Origin of the sequence: Paenibacillus sophorae (assembly GCF_018966525.1) — a bacterium.
In the GTDB taxonomy this organism is placed as follows: Bacteria; Bacillota; Bacilli; order Paenibacillales; family Paenibacillaceae; genus Paenibacillus_AQ; species Paenibacillus_AQ sophorae.
In genome coordinates this window covers 3,851,811-3,869,359 of record NZ_CP076607.1, presented here as the reverse complement: position 1 = coordinate 3,869,359, position 17,549 = coordinate 3,851,811, and the positions used below count along the sequence as shown (strand labels likewise).

Genomic DNA, 17,549 nt, shown 5'->3' with positions numbered 1-17,549 from the left:
CTCATCCTCTTGTTTTAGCATGGTATGCGAACACACTGCCGAAACGTCCCCTATAGACCGGCTCGCCGAAAGCCTTTCTCCAACCTTCGAACAGCCGGGCGGAGGAGGTGCTGCGGACAATGATGTATTCGGGCTTGTCGTAGTCCGCAATGTCCGGCAAAATGTCGGAGAAGCCGTACATCGACCGCTCAAACGCGGTCCAGCCGTATGCACCGAGCGATTCGTTTGTAATGAAGGGGTCCTGCCTGCCGTCGCACAGCACATCGCCGCCGCGGTACATCACGTAGCCGGACGAGCCGTAAGGAGCCAGCACCTTCGGACGTGCGGTTCCCGCATGGTTTTTTAGAATATAGGCCATCTCGTCGACAGGATAGCTTCGGGTATTTACGGCAGGCGGAGCGGTAAAGTTAATGATGCAGTTGACCAGCAGCCCCGCCGCCAAGGCAGCGTGAATCGTACGGGGCTTAAGCCGGATATCTACCTTTCGCATCCAGGGAAAGGCTTCAAAGAAGGCTCCCGCAAAATACGGAATGAACAGCCACATGAACAGGTTCTGCTTGAAATTGGACACCCCGAGGTACAGAATCCCCAGCATCAGGAAATACCGGAACGGCTTCCGATACAGCGAGAAGGGTAGAGTCAGGGCAAAAAACAGCAGCAGCAGCGTTATAGCCGAGGTATCCCATTTGCCGAACGCAATCGGCTGCCATTCGTTGATCAGCATATTGAAGTTGTTCTTGCTGACCGTCAATATGAACAGCAGGCTTTTGATGCCGCCCGGATTCGGAAGACCGGCGATCACCACCCCGGCAAAGATGAGAATGCGGCGCTTATCCAGCTTTCCGGCGATCCAGGCTTCGAGAAAGGCCATGCCCGTAAACACGACGATGACGAGCCAGACCCCCGCATGGAAATTGGCGATTCCGAAGGAAAGAGCGATCATGGCCGCGGCGGATTTTTTCATAGGCTGCATCTGGAATCTCCGCAAATACACAAAAAACCAAACGATCATCCAGGAGGAGATCATCTGCGGTCTGCCCTTGAAATAGTTGTAGTAGATCCAGACGGAAATCAGCAGCACAAAAGGCAGAAGGAGGGAATGATCCTCCTTGAATCCCAGCTCCCTGCGCGATATCTTGGCCATTTGAAGCAGCCCGCAGATCAGGAGGAAAAGACAGAGCGCCGTCAGCAGGTACACCCCCGGCCAGCCAAATGCCTCGTAAAGCCCGGCTGCGACGATTTGAAATCCGAATTCATGGGGGATGTAAGGCAGCTTGTCTCCGTAAAACGTATGTATCGCGTGATGCAGCACCGTGTGATGCTCAAGCATATACCGCCCAAGCTCGATATGCCAGAAGGTGTCCGGATCATTATAGGAATACTTAGGGATCAGACCCAGGATTACCGCTGCAACGAGCAGAACGTAAGCGGATTTTAACCATTTTATTTTTGCCGGCACAAGGACAACCCCCAATTCTCTGCATGAACGATAGCCGTTCTTTTATAACTATAACTGATAAAAGCTATAAAATGATAATAATTGACCTGTCTTCCCTACTATGATAGCTTCTAGAGAGGGATATACTAAATGAGATAAAAATACTTGGAATTTACAGATGAAAGATGAGGCGGGTGGATATTGTTGGAACTTCATGTTACGAATAGTCCGTTTAGTCAGGAGCAGGCGGAGCTGCTGAACCGTCTTTTGCCAACGCTTACGGAGTCGCAGAGGTTATGGCTGAGCGGATATCTGACGGCTCTCGGAGCAGCGGCTGTTGCGCCTGTCGCCGATGCTGCGCCAGGTCCGGCAGCCGTACAGGCTGTGTCTGCGGCGGTAAGCGCAGTGTCGAAGGATGTGACCGTGCTCTTCGGATCACAGACGGACAATGCCCGCGGCCTGGCGAAGAAATTTGCCAAGAAGCTGGAAGAGTCGGGATATCAGATAACCCTGTCCGCAATGAGCGATTTCAAACCGAATGGTCTTAAAAAGATCGAGAATCTCCTTATCCTGGTAAGCACCCACGGAGAAGGGGAGCCGCCGGATAACGCCATATCCTTTTATGAATTCCTGCACAGCAAGCGGGCGCCGAAGCTATCCGGTCTGCGCTATTCCGTGCTGGCGCTGGGTGATTTGTCTTATGAATTTTATTGCCAGACGGGCAAGGATTTCGATAAGCGTCTGGAAGAGCTTGGCGGCAAGCGCTTGGTGCCGCGGGTCGATTGTGACGTGGATTTTAACGAACCGGCTGCGGAGTGGATGAAGGATGTCCTTTCTTCACTTGGCGAAGGGACCGGTGTTCAGACTGCCGGAGCCGGAGCCGCTGCCGTATCGCTTGCGGATACCGGCACCGAGTCGGAATATTCCAGAAGTAATCCGTTCTACGCTGAGGTACTGGAGAATCTGAACCTTAACGGACGGGGATCAGACCGGGAAACCCGCCATATTGAGCTGTCCCTTGAGGGATCTAATCTTAAATACGAGCCGGGCGACAGTATCGGGATCTTTCCCGAGAATCATCCAAGACTTGTTGAGGAACTGATTGAGGCTATGGGCTGGCAGCCGGAAGAGAAGGTAACCGCTGGTAAAAGCGGACAGCTTCCGCTTCGGGAAGCGCTGCTCCGCCACTATGAGATCACAGTGCTTACGAAGCCGCTGCTAGAGCAGGCGGCAGGGCTTGCGCCTGAGAGCGGACTTAAGGAACTGCTGGCGCCAGGCCGGGAGCAGGAGCTTCGGGCATATGCCGAAGACCGGGACCTGCTCGATCTGGCACAGGACTATGCTTTAAAAGGAATTCCGGCAGGCGATTTCGTGAAAATCCTGCGGAAAATTCCCGCACGCCTGTATTCCATCTCCAGCAGCCCGGAAGCCTATCCGGACGAGGTGCATATCACGGTCCGCGCTGTACGCTACGAAAGCCAGGGAAGAGACCGCTACGGCGTGTGCTCCGTTGGGTTAGCAGAGCGGGTCCAGCCGGGGGACAAGCTGCCCGTCTTTATTCAGAGTAACTCGAACTTCAAGCTTCCGGAGAATCCGGAAACGCCGATCATCATGATCGGTCCGGGAACAGGCGTCGCGCCTTTCCGTTCTTTTCTTGGTGAGCGGGAAGAGACTGGAGCAGAGGGCAAGACATGGCTGTTCTACGGCGACCAGCATTTCGCCACGGATTTCCTTTATCAGGTCGAGTGGCAGCGCTGGCTCAAGGATGGCGTGCTGACACGGATGGATGTTGCCTTCTCCCGTGATACCGACAAGAAGGTATATGTCCAGAATCGCATGCTGGAGCGAGCCGGTGAACTGTATCAGTGGCTGAAGGAAGGCGCGGCGGTTTACGTCTGCGGAGACGAGAAGAGGATGGCGCATGATGTCCATACCGCGCTTGCCACGATTCTTGAGCGGGAGGGCGGGCTCAGTTCCGAAGAAGCCGCCGAATATTTGACTCTTATGCAGCAGCAGAAACGTTACCAGCGGGATGTATACTAAGCCCTGTATCTAAAGAATCGCCGAGAGGAGTAAAGCAGCATGGCACTTAACGATAAATATCCGCCCCATGACGCTCCCCACAGCGATGTGGAGGATATCAAGCGCAGAAGCAATTATTTGCGGGGAAGCCTCGAGGAGACATTGGCAGATCCGATTACAGGCTCCATTCCCGAGGACGATAACCGTCTTATGAAGCACCACGGCAGCTATATGCAGGATGACCGGGACCTCCGGGGTGAGCGGGCCAAGTCGAAGCTTGAGCCAGCCTACCAGTTTATGCTGCGCGTACGCGCGGCGGGAGGCGTGGTCACACCGAACCAGTGGCTGATGATGGACCGAATCTCCCACAAGTACGGCAATGGCACCATCCGTCTGACAACCCGGCAGTCTTTTCAACTGCATGGCGTCATCAAATGGAATTTGAAAAAGACGATCCAGGAAGTGAACGAGTCGCTGCTGAGCACGCTCGCCGCCTGCGGCGACGTGAACCGCAACGTCATGTGCAACCCGAATCCGTACCAATCGGAGATTCACTCCGAGGTCTACGAGTTAGCGAGCAAGGTCAGCGATCATCTCGACCCGCGCTCGAGAGCGTACCACGAGATCTGGCTGGACGGCGAAAAGGTTGCGGACAGCCAAGACGGTGCCGAGCAGGAGCCGATTTACGGACCGGTCTATCTGCCGCGCAAATTCAAGATAGGGATTGCCGTTCCCCCATCCAATGATGTGGATGTGTTCTCCCAGGACCTCGGCTTTATCGCGATTATCGAAGACGGCCGCCTTGCGGGCTTCAATGTAAGCGTAGGCGGCGGCATGGGCATGTCGCACGGCGACCCGAAGACCTACCCGCAGGTCGCTAAAGTGATCGGCTTCTGTACGCCGGAGCAGCTTATTGATGTTGCCGAGAAGACGGTCACTATCCAGCGGGATTACGGCGACCGCGCCGTCCGCAAGCATGCCCGTTTCAAGTATACGATCGACGACCGGGGTCTGGATTGGTTCACCGGCGAGCTGACCGAACGCCTTGGCTGGGCGCTGCAGGAAGCCAGACCGTACCATTTCGACCATAACGGCGACCGTTATGGCTGGGTTAAGGGAAGCGACGGCAAGTGGCATTTCACGCTCTTTATTCAGAGCGGCCGGATCAAGGATGAGGAAGGTTATCATCTGATGACGGGCCTGCGGGAAATCGCGAAGGTGCACACCGGAGACTTCCGTCTGACCGCGAACCAGAACCTGATCATCGGCGGCATCAGCAGCCATAAGAAGAAGAAAATCGCAGCCTTGATCGAGGAGTACGGACTGACCGACGGCATTCATTACTCGGCGCTGCGCCGGAATTCGATGGCCTGTGTGTCGCTCCCGACCTGCGGGCTGGCTATGGCAGAGTCCGAGCGTTATTTGCCCACGCTGCTGGACAAGCTGGAGCCGATGCTGGAAGAGGCCGGACTCCGTGACGAGGATATCGTCATCCGCATGACCGGCTGCCCGAACGGCTGCGCCCGCCCGATGCTGGCGGAGCTCTCGTTCATCGGCAAGGCCCCGGGCAAATACAATATGTATTTGGGCGGCGGGTTTACCGGCGACCGTCTGAACAAGATGTACAAGGAGAACATCGGTGAAACCGAGATTCTGGAGACGCTCCGCCCAATCTTTAACCGTTATGCGAAGGAACGGGAGAACGGCGAGCATTTCGGCGACTTCGTCATCCGGGCAGGCTATGTCCAGGAAGTAACCGACGGACGGAATTTCCATTCCTAAGATGATTGGTCGAAGGGCTTCCGCTAAGGAGGCCCTTCGTTTTTTTCTGCCCGGACGCTGAAGGACAAAATTTACATATATCAAATAATGCGCAGGACATCGGCATTCCTGGGTAATCATTTATGTGCGCATTTTGCAAAATTCAGACAGGCGTCTGCCTGATTTAAAGCGCGGGGGGAAGGAGACGACACGATGAAATGGCAGGGCAGAAGAGCAAGCTCGAATGTGGAAGACCGCAGAGGCAGGGGAGGTAAAGCGGTGGTCGGCGGGGGGCTTGGAGTTGGCGGGATTGTCATCATTCTAATCGTCATGCTGCTTGGCGGCGACCCCGGCGACATCCTGAACAGCATCACGACAACCTCGTCCAGCACCCAAACATCCGGCAATTATGAGCTATCCCAGCAGGAGCAGGAGCTGTCGCAGTTTGTCTCGGTCGTGCTTGCCGATACGGAGGACGTCTGGTCGGAGGTGTTCAGGCAGAAAGGGCTTACTTATGAAAATCCGACACTCGTTCTATACACGGACAGCGTGGAGTCCGCCTGCGGCGCCTCAAGCTCTGCGGTGGGCCCGTTCTATTGCCCGGCTGACTATAAACTGTACATCGATCTGAGCTTTTATGACGAGCTTCAGCAGCGATTCCAGTCTCCCGGCGACTTTGCGATGGCTTATGTCATCGCCCATGAGGTCGGACACCATGTGCAGACACTGCTCGGCACAACGGATAAATACGCGGCCCGCATGCAGCAGGACAATGCCTACCAGGTGCGGTTCGAGCTGCAGGCTGATTATTTGGCCGGTGTCTGGGCGCATTACGCGCAGGACAAGAACTTGCTTGAAGCGGGCGACATCGACGAGGCCCTGACGGCAGCAAGCGCTGTGGGGGATGATACATTACAGAAGAAGGCGCAAGGCTACGCTGTACCGGAAAGCTTCACGCACGGCACTTCGGAGCAGCGGAAAAGCTGGTTCTACAAAGGCTTTAAATCGGGCACCATTGAGGGCGGCGACACTTTCCATGCCAAATCGTTGTAGGCTGTAGGCTTAGGGGAATCCATTCGAAAAAAGCGCATGGAGGTTTCAATCAGCCGGATTTGGGGTAATGGTAAGCAGGTGGGAAGTGGAAGGTATCAATTGTCGGCTGGAAAGACATTTCTGTGTAATTCCGAAAGGTAGTTGATTCGCCCATGTACTATCTGAAAGGCAGAAGAAGATCTTTACGGAGATCCATTCTTCGTCGCTGGATTTCAGAAAATTACCCTAGTAAGAGGGTATTAGCATAAATCATTCACTTCTCACCTTAAATGCTCTGCGGCTGTGCCGCAGGGCTTGCTTTTTGTCCGGCGTAAGCCGCTTGTCCTACCGCTTACGGTAGGCTTTTTTGTGGAATGATTCGATATATCGGAAGAGAGAGCGGCCGTCGTCCGTAACCGTCTCTCCGGGATTCAGCGGAAGCAGCATCGCCGTATACGGCTCGGGAACCCAAATATACTGATGGACGTACGCGGTCCGAATGAAGCCGCAGCGCTCCCAGAAATGAAATCGCTCGGCATGCGCGGGTGTATCTCCGGCTTCTACTTCAATGATAATCGCCGACACGCCGTGCTCCCTGACCGCCCAATCGCGGATTTTGCCGAGAAGCGTTCTTCCAATACCCTGACCGCGCAAATCCGCCCGGACAGCCATGTAGTCGATGATCAGTTTTTTGTCCGGATCAGACCCGGCCAGTCCCGTTACTGCCATCGCCCCCGCCTCCCCCTCGCACATCAGGATATGCATGGAAGCGATGCCTCTCTCCAGCATATTTTTCAACAGCCCCTCCGGTTTGGCCCCGCTTGGGAAAGCTTCCCGGTAGATCGGCCCGATCATTTTCCAATACTCGTTATTCCAATCCGTCAGTGTGAGAAATTCCTGCCTCATGATGAGCGCCTCCGGCTTCAATCTTATTGACCGTATTCACTTCATAAAATATGATCTATCTATATCATAAGGCTTTTTTGGGAAGGAGGCCTAATTTTGGAACAGGCAATCGTCGATATTTTTAACAGCAACCATGCGGAGAGAGCCGCAGCGAAATATGGGATAACAGGCAAGCATTTAACCTTTATCGGCGGATTTCAAAATTTTGTCTACGAATACCTGCAGGGCGATAAGCCCTGCATTTTGCGGCTGACTCCAAGCACACACCGCTCAGCGCAGACGGTTCAGGCCGAACTGGAATGGATCTTGTACTTGGCGGACCACGGGATATCGGTGTCCAGTCCGATTGTTTCCAAGAGTGGGAACTTGACAGAGGTTGTCGGCACGGATACGGAACTGTTTTTCACTGCGGTCGCTTTCGAGAAAGCGCCTGGACACAAGGCAAGCTACCCCGAATGTTTAAATGACGAAGGCTTGTACGAAAAGCTTGGACAATTGACCGGAAAAATGCACGCCTTGTCGCAATCGTACCGCCCCCGGAACGAAAGCGTCAAACGACAGGATTGGAGCGGCAATTATTATTTAAAGAATATCGATATTTTACCCGCTTCACATACCCTTGTCAGACAGCAATATCTCGATTTGGCACAGGCAATTCATCGGCTTCCGAAAGAAAGCCATACATATGGGCTGATTCATGGCGATATGGGTGTGGGAAATTATACTGTAGACAACCGGGGCGCGATTACGCTTTACGACTTCGATGAGGCGCAGTACAGCTGGTATGTGGAAGATATCGCCGTCCAGCTTTATTATCTTGTCTATGTATATGGCGGTGAAGAAGGGTACAAGCTCAGAGAAGAGCAGGCGCACCGCTTTATGAAGCCCTTTTTGAAAGGATATCATCTGGAAAATGAACTGGACGAGAGCATGCTGAAGCAGATCCCCTTATTTTTGCAGCTCAGGGAATTGATCGTCTACATCGGCGCTTTTCGGAATTTTGCAGGGGATGAAACGTTCAGCGGCTCGGACAACCAATGGTTCAAGGATTGGATTGCGGAGAGCAGAATTCGGCTGGAGAGCGGCACGCCGATTGTCGATATTTGGTGAACCAATACACGAACGAGACGGAGGAGAAGAGGATGTACAATTCAATTATTTTTGATGTGGACGGAACTTTGATCGATACCGAAGAAGCTGTGCTTAGAGGGCTGCAAACCATGCTGGAAACCGACTACGGCAGAGTGGTGGAGAGGGATCGGCTTACATTTGTGTTAGGTCTTCCCGGCAAGGATTCACTGCCACAATTGGGTATTAAGGATGTGGAGCGGGCGCATGACCGGTGGAATCATTTTATCCAAGAATTTTTTTATACGGCGAAGGTGTTTGACGGGATTAACGAGCTGCTTGAAGGGCTGAAGTTAAAAAAAGCGACTTCCGGGGTCGTGACATCGAAGACCTCCCAGGAAGTCATCGACGATTTCAACCCATTCGGTCTTACGGATTACATGGCGTACACGGTATGCTCAAGCGATACGAAAAAGCACAAGCCGAATCCCGAGCCGCTGCTCAAATATCTTGAAATTTCGGGTGCCGATCCCAAAAAATCGATCTATATCGGTGACACCATCTACGACTACAAATGTGCCAGAGACGCAGGAATCGACTTTGGTCTTGCTCTGTGGGGCTGCATTAATCAGGAGAACATCGACGCCAAGTACAAATTCGAAAAGCCTACGGACATCCTTGAATTTGTCTTAACCGAAAAATGAACGCAAAATGTAACGGATAAGGAGGTAGCGCATGAGTAAATTTTGGAGTGAAACGGTAAAGGGAATTACGCCCTATGTACCCGGGGAACAGCCCGGAGCCAAAAAGGTAATCAAGCTGAATACGAACGAGAATCCCTACCCGCCGCCTGCGCAGGTGATAGGTGCCATGAAAGCCGCCGTTTCCGGACGGCTCAAGCTGTACCCCGACCCGGAATGTGTGGGATTGCGGAAAGCCGCCGCCGACTACTATGGTCTGCCTATGGAGAATATTTTTGCCGGCAATGGCTCCGACGAAATATTGGCTTTTTGCTTCAAGGCTTTTTTCAATCCCGGAGAGACTATTCTATTCCCCGATATAACTTACAGCTTCTATGAAGTGTATGCCAGACTGTTCGATATCTCGTACAAAAAAATTCCGCTGGACGAACATTTCGACATTCCTGTCGAATCCTTCTTTGAACAGAACGGCGGTATTCTGATCGCCAATCCGAATGCGCCTACCGGCAAATTCACATCCGTGGACAGCCTACGGCAAATTCTTGTACATAACCCGGATAAAGTCGTCATCATCGACGAAGCGTATATTGATTTCGGGGGTGAGTCCTGCGTACCGTTAATTCCGGATCATCCGAATCTTCTCGTCGTCCATACGTTCTCCAAGTCGCGGTCGCTCGCCGGGCTGCGTGTTGGACTGGCTTTGGGGCAGACCGAATTGATTGAAGGATTGAACCGGGTGAAGAACAGTATTAATTCCTATACTCTGGATGCCGTTGCCCAAGTTGGGGGAGAGCAGTCCCTGCGGGACACGGAAACGTTTGAGCTCAATGTGGGGCAGATCATTACGACCCGAGACAATACGGTTAAGGCGCTTCGGGACTTGCAGTTCGAAGTGGTAGACTCGCGGGCGAATTTTATTTTTGTGACTCATCCCGTTATTCCGGCAGTTGAGCTGTTCGAGGCCCTCAGGCAGCAGGATATTATCGTCCGCTATTTTGCCAAGCCCAGGATCGACAATTATTTGAGGGTCAGTATCGGGACGGATGAGGAAATGGAGGCACTTTGCCGGGCGCTGGAAGGAATATTGGCAGAAAAGGCCCGTTGAAGAAGAATGGTCGCATAGCCTTGCGCGGGAAAATACGGCGTCCCCGTGGTGGTTCGTCCGCAGGTTAGCCAGATTCATAGAAGTGTTCGAGGTCTTGGTGATGAGCGCCAGGGCCTCTTTGATCTGTGCTTCATTCAGGAAAAAACTTGCGCCCCTCCGAATAACCGCTGCGGCCTGCTCATATACTCAGGTTATGGGGAATGATCGCTCATAGGTTTGAAGAACAATTACTGCGGCGATAAGCTGCCAATAGTTCGACAGTCGATTTGGGGCTGTGCCTGGAAAATAAGCTTTCCCGGGCATAGCCTCTTTTGTCTTTCCACTTCCTAAGCGTGAAGGAGGGTTTCCGGTGATACGTCTCGATGGCGGGAGTCTGACGCTGGAACAAGTCGCACAGGTGATTTACTCCAATGAGCAGGTGGAAATCCGTGATGAGGCCTGGGCCAAGATTAAGCGCTCAAGAGCGGTTATCGATTCAATTGTGGAGCAGGGGCAAAAAGTTTACGGCGTAACCACAGGCTTTGGTAAATTCAGCGACACCGTCATATCGGCCAAAGACGCCGAGAAGCTGCAAATCAATCTGATCCGCAGCCATGCCTGCGCGGTTGGCGAGCCGCTGCCGCGGGATACCGTCAGAACGATGCTGCTGCTAAGGGCCAATGCGCTTGCCAAGGGATATTCTGGCATTACAGCCAGTACACTGAAATTGCTGGTCGATGTGCTGAACGCCATGATCGTCCCGCTGATTCCGTCCCAAGGGTCGCTTGGGGCAAGCGGCGATCTGGCGCCGCTCTCGCACTTGGCTCTCCTGCTTGTGGGGGAGGGAGAAGTGCTATATCAGGGAGAGCGATTATCGGGGGCAGAAGCGCTGCACCGCGCCGGCCTGAAGCCTGTCACGCTGAAAGCCAAGGAAGGACTGGCGTTAATCAACGGCACCCAGGCAATGACGGCGATTGGAGTCATGGCTTATCTGGATGCGCAGCGGCTTGCCCTCCTCGCGGATGGCATTGCGGCGCTGACGCTTGAAGCTTTAAGAGGCATCACGGACGTCTTCGCGCCGGATTCTCATCTGGTTAGGCCATACCCGGAGCAGCGTTTGGTGGCCGGGCGCATTCTAGGCATACTGAAAGGCAGCTCGCTTACGACCGTGCAAGGTCAAATCCGCACACAGGACGCCTATTCGCTGCGCTGTATTCCGCAGGTCCATGGCGCTGTACAGCAGGTGCTTACCTACGTTAGGGAGAAGCTGCTGATCGAGATCAATTCAGCCACGGATAACCCGCTTGTGTTCCCGGATTCCGGGCAGGTCATTTCCGGGGGCAATTTTCACGGCCAGCCTATTGCCTTCGCGATGGATTTTCTGGGCATCGGCATGGCCGAAATTGCCAGTATTTCGGAACGCCGGATTGAACGGCTGGTTAATCCGCAGTTGAATGATTTGCCGGCCTTTCTGAGCCCCGACCCGGGACTGCAGTCCGGCATGATGATTACGCAATACACCGCAGCTTCCCTTGTCTCGGAGAACAAAACGCTGGCGCATCCCGCAAGCGTCGATTCAATCCCCTCATCAGCGAATCAGGAGGACCATGTGAGCATGGGCACTACGGCGGCGCGGCAGGCGGCTGTTATTGTCGACAACGGCTATAAAGTGCTGGCGATTGAAGCGATCTGCGCGGCTCAGGCCGCTGAAATAAGGGGGGCCGAGCGGCTCGCCCCGGCAACCCGCAAGCTGTTGAGCCTGATTCGTTCTGTCGTGCCTCCGCTGACGGAGGATCGGTCCATGAGCGGGGATATTGAGCGGCTGGCGTGCAGTATGAAGACGCAGGGCTGGTCTTTGGAAGAAATTCAATCATAGTGGGTACCAATCACATCATGCTTGCCAAATTACGCGAGCGAATAAGGGAGATCTAAAATGTCAGACCATGAACGCATTATCCGCGCCCCGCGTGGCCGGAAATTAAATACGAAAGGCTGGGTACAGGAAGCCGCTCTGCGGATGCTGATGAACAATCTGGACCCGGAAGTGGCGGAGCATCCGGATAAGCTCGTCGTCTACGGCGGTATCGGCCGGGCGGCGCGCAACTGGGAAGCCTATGATCGCATTGTTGGTTGTCTCAAGGAGCTTGAAGAGGATGAGACGCTGCTGATCCAGTCGGGAAAGCCCGTTGCCGTGTTCAAGACAACAAAAGATTCGCCACGCGTCCTTCTTGCCAACTCCAACCTGGTTCCGGCATGGGCGAACTGGGATACATTCCACGAACTGGACAAAAAGGGACTTATGATGTATGGCCAAATGACCGCCGGAAGCTGGATTTACATCGGCACGCAGGGAATTGTCCAGGGAACCTATGAGACATTCGCGGAAGTAGCGAGGCAGCATTTCGGAGGCACCTTGAAAGGCACAATTACGGTAACGGCCGGTATGGGAGGCATGGGCGGGGCTCAGCCGCTGGCGGTCACCATGAACGGAGGCGTTGTTATCGGTATAGATGTAGACCGCACAAGTATCCTGAAACGAATTGGGACGCTGTACTGCGACCAGTTGGCGCCGGATCTAGACGAAGCGCTTGTTATGGCTGCCGAAGCGAAGGCACACAAACGGCCTCTTTCCATCGGACTTGTGGGCAATGCTGCGGAAGTGCTGCCGGAAATGATCCGCCGCGGCTTTATTCCCGAGATCATTACCGACCAGACCTCTGCCCATGATCCGCTTAACGGCTATTTGCCGGCCGGACTGACGCTGGAAGAGGGGCAGGCGCTCAGGACCGTTAAACCGGAACTCTATATCAGGCAGGCAAAAGCTTCCATAGCGGTCCATGTGCGAGCCATTCTCGAAATGAAGAGACAGGGGGCCGTTGCCTTCGATTACGGCAATAATATCCGTCAGGCTGCTTATGATGAAGGCGTTAAGGACGCCTTTACTTATCCCGGATTTGTCCCGGCGTATATCCGGCCGCAATTTTGCGAGGGGAAAGGGCCGTTCCGGTGGGTGGCGTTGTCCGGCGATCCGGAGGATATATACAAAACCGATCAAGTGATATTACAGGAGTTTGCAGGCAATAAAGGGTTGTGCAAATGGATTCGCATGGTACAGAAACGAGTGGCGTTCCAGGGACTCCCCGCCCGGATTTGCTGGCTCGGCTACGGTGAGCGCGCCCGCTTCGGAAAGATCATCAATGAAATGGTCGCTTCTGGTGAGCTTCGAGCGCCGATTGTTATCGGCCGGGACCATTTGGACGCCGGGTCTGTAGCCTCGCCTAACCGGGAGACGGAGAGCATGAAGGACGGCAGCGACGCCGTAGCCGATTGGCCGATCCTGAATGCCCTCGTCAATACCGCTGCGGGAGCTAGCTGGGTGTCGGTTCATCACGGCGGGGGCGTGGGCATGGGATACTCGCTTCATGCGGGTATGGTTGTCGTAGCGGATGGAACGGAAGACGCCGGGAAACGGCTTGAGCGCGTGCTGACAACAGACCCCGGAATGGGGATTGCGCGCCATGCGGATGCCGGTTATGAGCTGGCCGTGAACACGGCTAAGATGAAGGGCGTCCAAATCCCGGGACTGCACTAAGGGAGGCCTAAAGTATGGGGGAATTAACCTATGTCAAATCCGCTTCCCAGCTGATTTGCATGGATGGAGGGCTAGGGCCAAGAACAGGCAGAGGCATGTCCATGCTGGGAATCACTGCGAACGGCAGCGTTGTTATTGAGGATGGTATCATCGTCTTTTCCGGTTCCGACGCGCTGGCAGAGCATTATTTAAGTACACGCCAAGATGAAATTGAAATCATTGACGCTCGCGGAAAGGTGGTTACACCGGGGCTAATCGATCCTCATACGCATGCGGTGTTTGCCGGGAGCCGGGAGAATGAACTGGAGCTGCGGCTTCAAGGGGCAAAATATATCGACATTCTGAAGCAGGGCGGAGGCATTCTGAATACCGCGCGGAGCACAAAAGAGGCGTCCGAAGAGGAACTGGTACGGCAATCCAAAGTCCGGCTGGATCGGTTCCTTCTCCACGGCGTCACCACGATTGAAGCCAAGAGCGGCTACGGTCTAACTGTAACAGATGAACTGAAACAGCTGCGCGCCGCTCGGGCGCTTAACTGCAGTCACCCCATTGATGTGATTTCGACATTTATGGGAGCCCATGCGGTTCCCGAAGAGTACAACAACAACCCTGAGGGTTATGTCGATCTGGTTATCAACGAAATGCTTCCGGCTGTGGCCGAGCATGAATTGGCCGAATTCTGCGATGTGTTCTGTGAACAAGGCATCTTCAGCATCGCCCAATCCCGAAGGATTCTGGATGCGGCAGGAAGACTCGGCTTCAAGCTGAAAATACACGCTGATGAAATTGCGGAGAACTTCGGAGGCGCGGAGCTGGCCGCAGAATTAGGCGCCGTTTCGGCCGAGCATCTACTGAAGGCTTCGGAGGAAGGAATTCAAGCGCTGGCGAAGAGCGGCACGATTGCGGTGCTGCTTCCCGGAACGGCCTTGTTCCTGATGGAGCAGGCCGCCGCCGCCCGGAAAATGATTGCAGCGGGCGTGGCCGTTGCTTTATCCACCGACTGCAACCCGGGTTCATCCCCTACCGTCTCCATGCCCCTTATTATGAACGCTGCTTGTCTCACCATGAAGATGACCCCGGCTGAAGTATTGACGGCAAGCACGATTAACGCGGCTTATGCGATTGGCAGAGAGAACGAAATTGGGAGTATCGAAATCGGCAAGCAGGGAGATTTGGTCTTGTTCGATGCCGACAATTACCGCCAGCTTCAATATTATTATGGGATGAACCTGGTGCACACGGTTATTAAGAAAGGGCAGGTGGTTGTAAAAGGAGGGGTCCTCGTTGATCGACAAAAGCCTGCGCATTAACCGGGACAGACTTGAACGCAGTATTCAAGAACTGGCCACCTTCGGACAGAATGAGAATGGAGGGCTGGACCGGACTACTTTTACTCCCGCCGAACTGGAGGCGAGGGAGTGGCTGAAGGCAGCTCTTAGAAACGAGGGGATTAGCATAAGGATTGACGAGGCGGCGAATATCTGGGGCAGAAGAGCCGGAGAGAATCCGGAGCTGCTGCCGCCAATCGTCTGCGGCTCGCATATGGATACGGTTCCGAATGGAGGCAAGTATGACGGAGCGCTCGGGGTGTTAATGGCGCTTGAAGTGTTAAGAACGTTGAATGATGCGGGGATAGCTACCCGTCACCCCTTTGAACTGGTGTCGTTCAGCGCAGAGGAACCGAATCCGTTCGGACTGTCCACCTTCGGCAGCCGGGCTGTTACGGGCAAGCTCACACGGGAGCAGATCATCGGGGTGAGGAATCCTGAAGGTAAATTGCTCACGGAAGCTTTGGAGGAGGCAGGAGGGAGTCCGGAATGCTTTGACCAGGCGGCGCTTTCAAAGGAGGCCATAAGCGCCTTCGTAGAGGTGCATATCGAACAGGGAAGGCGCCTGATCAGCCGGAACATTCCGATCGGCGTAGTTACATCAATAACCGGCATCTACCGTGAAGAGGTCACGGTGCGGGGAGAAGCCAATCATGCGGGAACCACGCTTATGGAAGACCGTAACGATGCCCTGACCGCAGCCGCCGAAATGATTCTCGCCGCCGAGAGCATCTGCCGGGCATTTCCCGCCTGCGAGGTGGTCGGGACAGTCGGGCAGCTTAAAATCATTCCGAACGCCCCTAATATTATTCCGGCGGAAGCGGTATTTCTGGTCGAGTTCCGCGGGGAATCCAAAGACCAGATCGGGCAGGTCTTGACGGAATGGAAACTTCGGCTCGAATTATTGGCGCGACGGCGTTTGTCTATAGTGACCCGTAAGGTTATCTTAAATCAGCCTCCCTCTCCCATGGACCGATCAGTACTGGAGTCCATCGAAAGGCAGGCAGGTCTTCTGCGGATTCCGTCTCTTCGTCTTGGAAGCATGGCCGGTCATGATGCTACCCATATGACCTCCATCACCCGAAGCGGAATGATATTCGTCCCCAGCGTGGGCGGCAAAAGCCACTGCCCCGAAGAAGAAAGCCGCATCACAGATATTGAGCAGGCGGCTAATGTGCTGCTGCACACAATGCTGGATTTGGATGCCGGCTTGGATACGGGAGGAGGGGAACTTTGAAGCTGTTGTTCAAAGCAGACCAAGTCTATGTGGACGGCCAGTTCCGGCAGAATTGGGCCATTTGCACCGAGAACGGCAGGATCATCGAGGCAGGAGAACAATCGTTGATGGAAGGGAAATACCATCAAGCGATGCCTATCGACTGGACTGGAAAAGCCATACTTCCGGGTACGGTCAACGCGCATAATCACTCCTTTCAAAGCCTGCTGCGGGGAATCGCGGTGGATCGGCCTTTTTTGGAGTGGAGAGATCAAGCGCTGTACAAATATACGCCGCTCTTGGATGAGGAAGCGATATACATCGGCGCTCTGTTTGCCTTTGGCGAAATGCTCAAGTACGGCGTCACGACGGTCAGCGATTTCTTTTATGTGCATGACGGGGGAACGGCTATGGACGAAGCCGTGATCAAGGCGGCCAAGGACTTGGGGATTCGGCTTGTGCTGGCGCGGACGATGTATGATTGGGACGGGGCTCCGGCGAGCTACCGGGAAACGGTGCAGGATGCGGTCAAGCGTACCCGGGAGTTAGCTGTAAAATATCAGGGAAATCGCATGGTGACCGTCCACCCAGCGCCGCACAGCCCTCACGCGGCTTCGCCGGAGATGATCCAGGCCGGTTACAAGCTTGCTATAGAGCTGGATACGCCTTTTCATATTCATGTTGCGGAAGAGCCGTTCGAGGTAGAGGAGACGCTCGCTAAATACGGGCTGCGGCCCGTTCATTATCTGAATAAGCTCGGCGTCTTGGATGAGCGGATGATCGCAGTCCATCTGGTATGGCTGGAGGATTCGGAAATCCGCCTGCTGGGAGAGAAACGCGCGGGGCTGGCTTACTGTCCTTCCAGCAATATGTTCTTATCGGACGGTGTTACGAATATTCCCGGCCTGCTTGCGGCGGGTGTACGGGTATCGCTTGGTACAGACGGTGCTTGCAGCAACAACCGGATCAGCGTTTTTGAAGAGATGAGAATGTGCTCCTTGCTCCAAAAAATAAGCAGGCTGGACGGCACCTGCATTAACGCCGGTCAGGTCTTGCATATGGGCACCCAAGCCGGCGGCGAGCTGCTGCGGCTTCCCATCGGGGACATCCGGCCGGGAAATTATGCGGATTTTGTCTCTGTGGACCTGAAGGATCTTTCTCTTTCGCCCGTTACTGAGCTGTTCGCCAATATCGTGTATTCCATGCAGCCGACTGCGGTCAAGGATGTGGTGGTTGACGGCAAAATCGTAGTCGGCGACGGCAGGCTTCTTACCATGAAGGAATCGGCAATCGTTCAGAAAATCAATGATCTTTTAAACAGGTGGGAATAGAAATTCGGCGCATGCAGGGGTTTGATGGTTTTTTTACACAGCCATATTCGGGTGATATTATCCGAGTGTG

The 17,549-nt window shown here is 54.2% G+C and carries 13 protein-coding genes; 11 read left to right on the top strand and 2 right to left on the bottom strand.

The features are described 5' to 3' along the window. Window position 1 precedes the first annotated feature (1 nt). Window positions 2–1,459, bottom strand: coding sequence for a hypothetical protein (locus tag KP014_RS18220; RefSeq protein ID WP_036587601.1), 1,458 nt, complete (start codon window positions 1,457–1,459; stop codon window positions 2–4). Between the two features lie 183 nt (window positions 1,460–1,642). Between KP014_RS18220 and KP014_RS18215 the strand changes: the two genes are divergently transcribed. The 3 genes from KP014_RS18215 to ypfJ all read left to right on the top strand — a co-directional run bounded on the left by KP014_RS18215 (window position 1,643) and on the right by ypfJ (window position 6,274). Beyond that, window positions 1,643–3,481, top strand: a complete 1,839-nt coding sequence (locus KP014_RS18215) for an assimilatory sulfite reductase (NADPH) flavoprotein subunit (protein WP_090833772.1) — start codon at window positions 1,643–1,645, stop codon at window positions 3,479–3,481. 39 nt (window positions 3,482–3,520) lie between these two features. Then, window positions 3,521–5,242, top strand: coding sequence for an assimilatory sulfite reductase (NADPH) hemoprotein subunit (gene cysI / locus KP014_RS18210; protein ID WP_036595367.1), 1,722 nt, complete (start codon window positions 3,521–3,523; stop codon window positions 5,240–5,242). A gap of 192 nt (window positions 5,243–5,434) precedes the next feature. Continuing rightward, window positions 5,435–6,274: a KPN_02809 family neutral zinc metallopeptidase gene (ypfJ, locus tag KP014_RS18205; RefSeq protein ID WP_036595369.1), complete on the top strand. Its 840-nt coding sequence runs from the start codon at window positions 5,435–5,437 to the stop codon at window positions 6,272–6,274. A gap of 324 nt (window positions 6,275–6,598) precedes the next feature. Here ypfJ and KP014_RS18200 read toward each other — a convergent pair whose 3' ends face one another. After that, window positions 6,599–7,159 (bottom strand): GNAT family N-acetyltransferase, encoded by a 561-nt coding sequence (locus tag KP014_RS18200; RefSeq protein WP_036595371.1) that lies wholly within the window; start codon window positions 7,157–7,159, stop codon window positions 6,599–6,601. Between the two features lie 96 nt (window positions 7,160–7,255). Between KP014_RS18200 and KP014_RS18195 the strand changes: the two genes are divergently transcribed. From KP014_RS18195 to KP014_RS18160, 8 genes are all read left to right on the top strand, one after another. Beyond that, window positions 7,256–8,269: a phosphotransferase enzyme family protein gene (locus tag KP014_RS18195; RefSeq protein ID WP_036595373.1), complete on the top strand. Its 1,014-nt coding sequence runs from the start codon at window positions 7,256–7,258 to the stop codon at window positions 8,267–8,269. Between the two features lie 32 nt (window positions 8,270–8,301). Continuing rightward, complete coding sequence (locus KP014_RS18190; RefSeq protein WP_036595375.1) at window positions 8,302–8,931, top strand: HAD family hydrolase; 630 nt, start codon at window positions 8,302–8,304, stop codon at window positions 8,929–8,931. A 31-nt stretch (window positions 8,932–8,962) separates the two neighbouring features. Further along, entirely contained in the window at window positions 8,963–10,033 is a 1,071-nt protein-coding gene (gene hisC / locus KP014_RS18185) for a histidinol-phosphate transaminase (protein ID WP_036595377.1), read from the top strand. 349 nt (window positions 10,034–10,382) lie between these two features. Then, window positions 10,383–11,888 (top strand): histidine ammonia-lyase, encoded by a 1,506-nt coding sequence (gene hutH, locus KP014_RS18180; protein WP_036595379.1) that lies wholly within the window; start codon window positions 10,383–10,385, stop codon window positions 11,886–11,888. Window positions 11,889–11,945: 57 nt separating this feature from the next. After that, window positions 11,946–13,604 (top strand): urocanate hydratase, encoded by a 1,659-nt coding sequence (gene hutU / locus KP014_RS18175; protein WP_090833697.1) that lies wholly within the window; start codon window positions 11,946–11,948, stop codon window positions 13,602–13,604. A 14-nt stretch (window positions 13,605–13,618) separates the two neighbouring features. After that, window positions 13,619–14,914, top strand: coding sequence for an imidazolonepropionase (gene hutI / locus KP014_RS18170; protein ID WP_036602776.1), 1,296 nt, complete (start codon window positions 13,619–13,621; stop codon window positions 14,912–14,914). Continuing rightward, window positions 14,889–16,169 (top strand): Zn-dependent hydrolase, encoded by a 1,281-nt coding sequence (locus KP014_RS18165; protein ID WP_246590543.1) that lies wholly within the window; start codon window positions 14,889–14,891, stop codon window positions 16,167–16,169. The genes hutI and KP014_RS18165 overlap by 26 nt, the downstream gene beginning before the upstream one ends. Next, entirely contained in the window at window positions 16,166–17,479 is a 1,314-nt protein-coding gene (locus tag KP014_RS18160) for an amidohydrolase family protein (protein ID WP_090833696.1), read from the top strand. The genes KP014_RS18165 and KP014_RS18160 overlap by 4 nt, the downstream gene beginning before the upstream one ends. Window positions 17,480–17,549 lie beyond the last annotated feature (70 nt).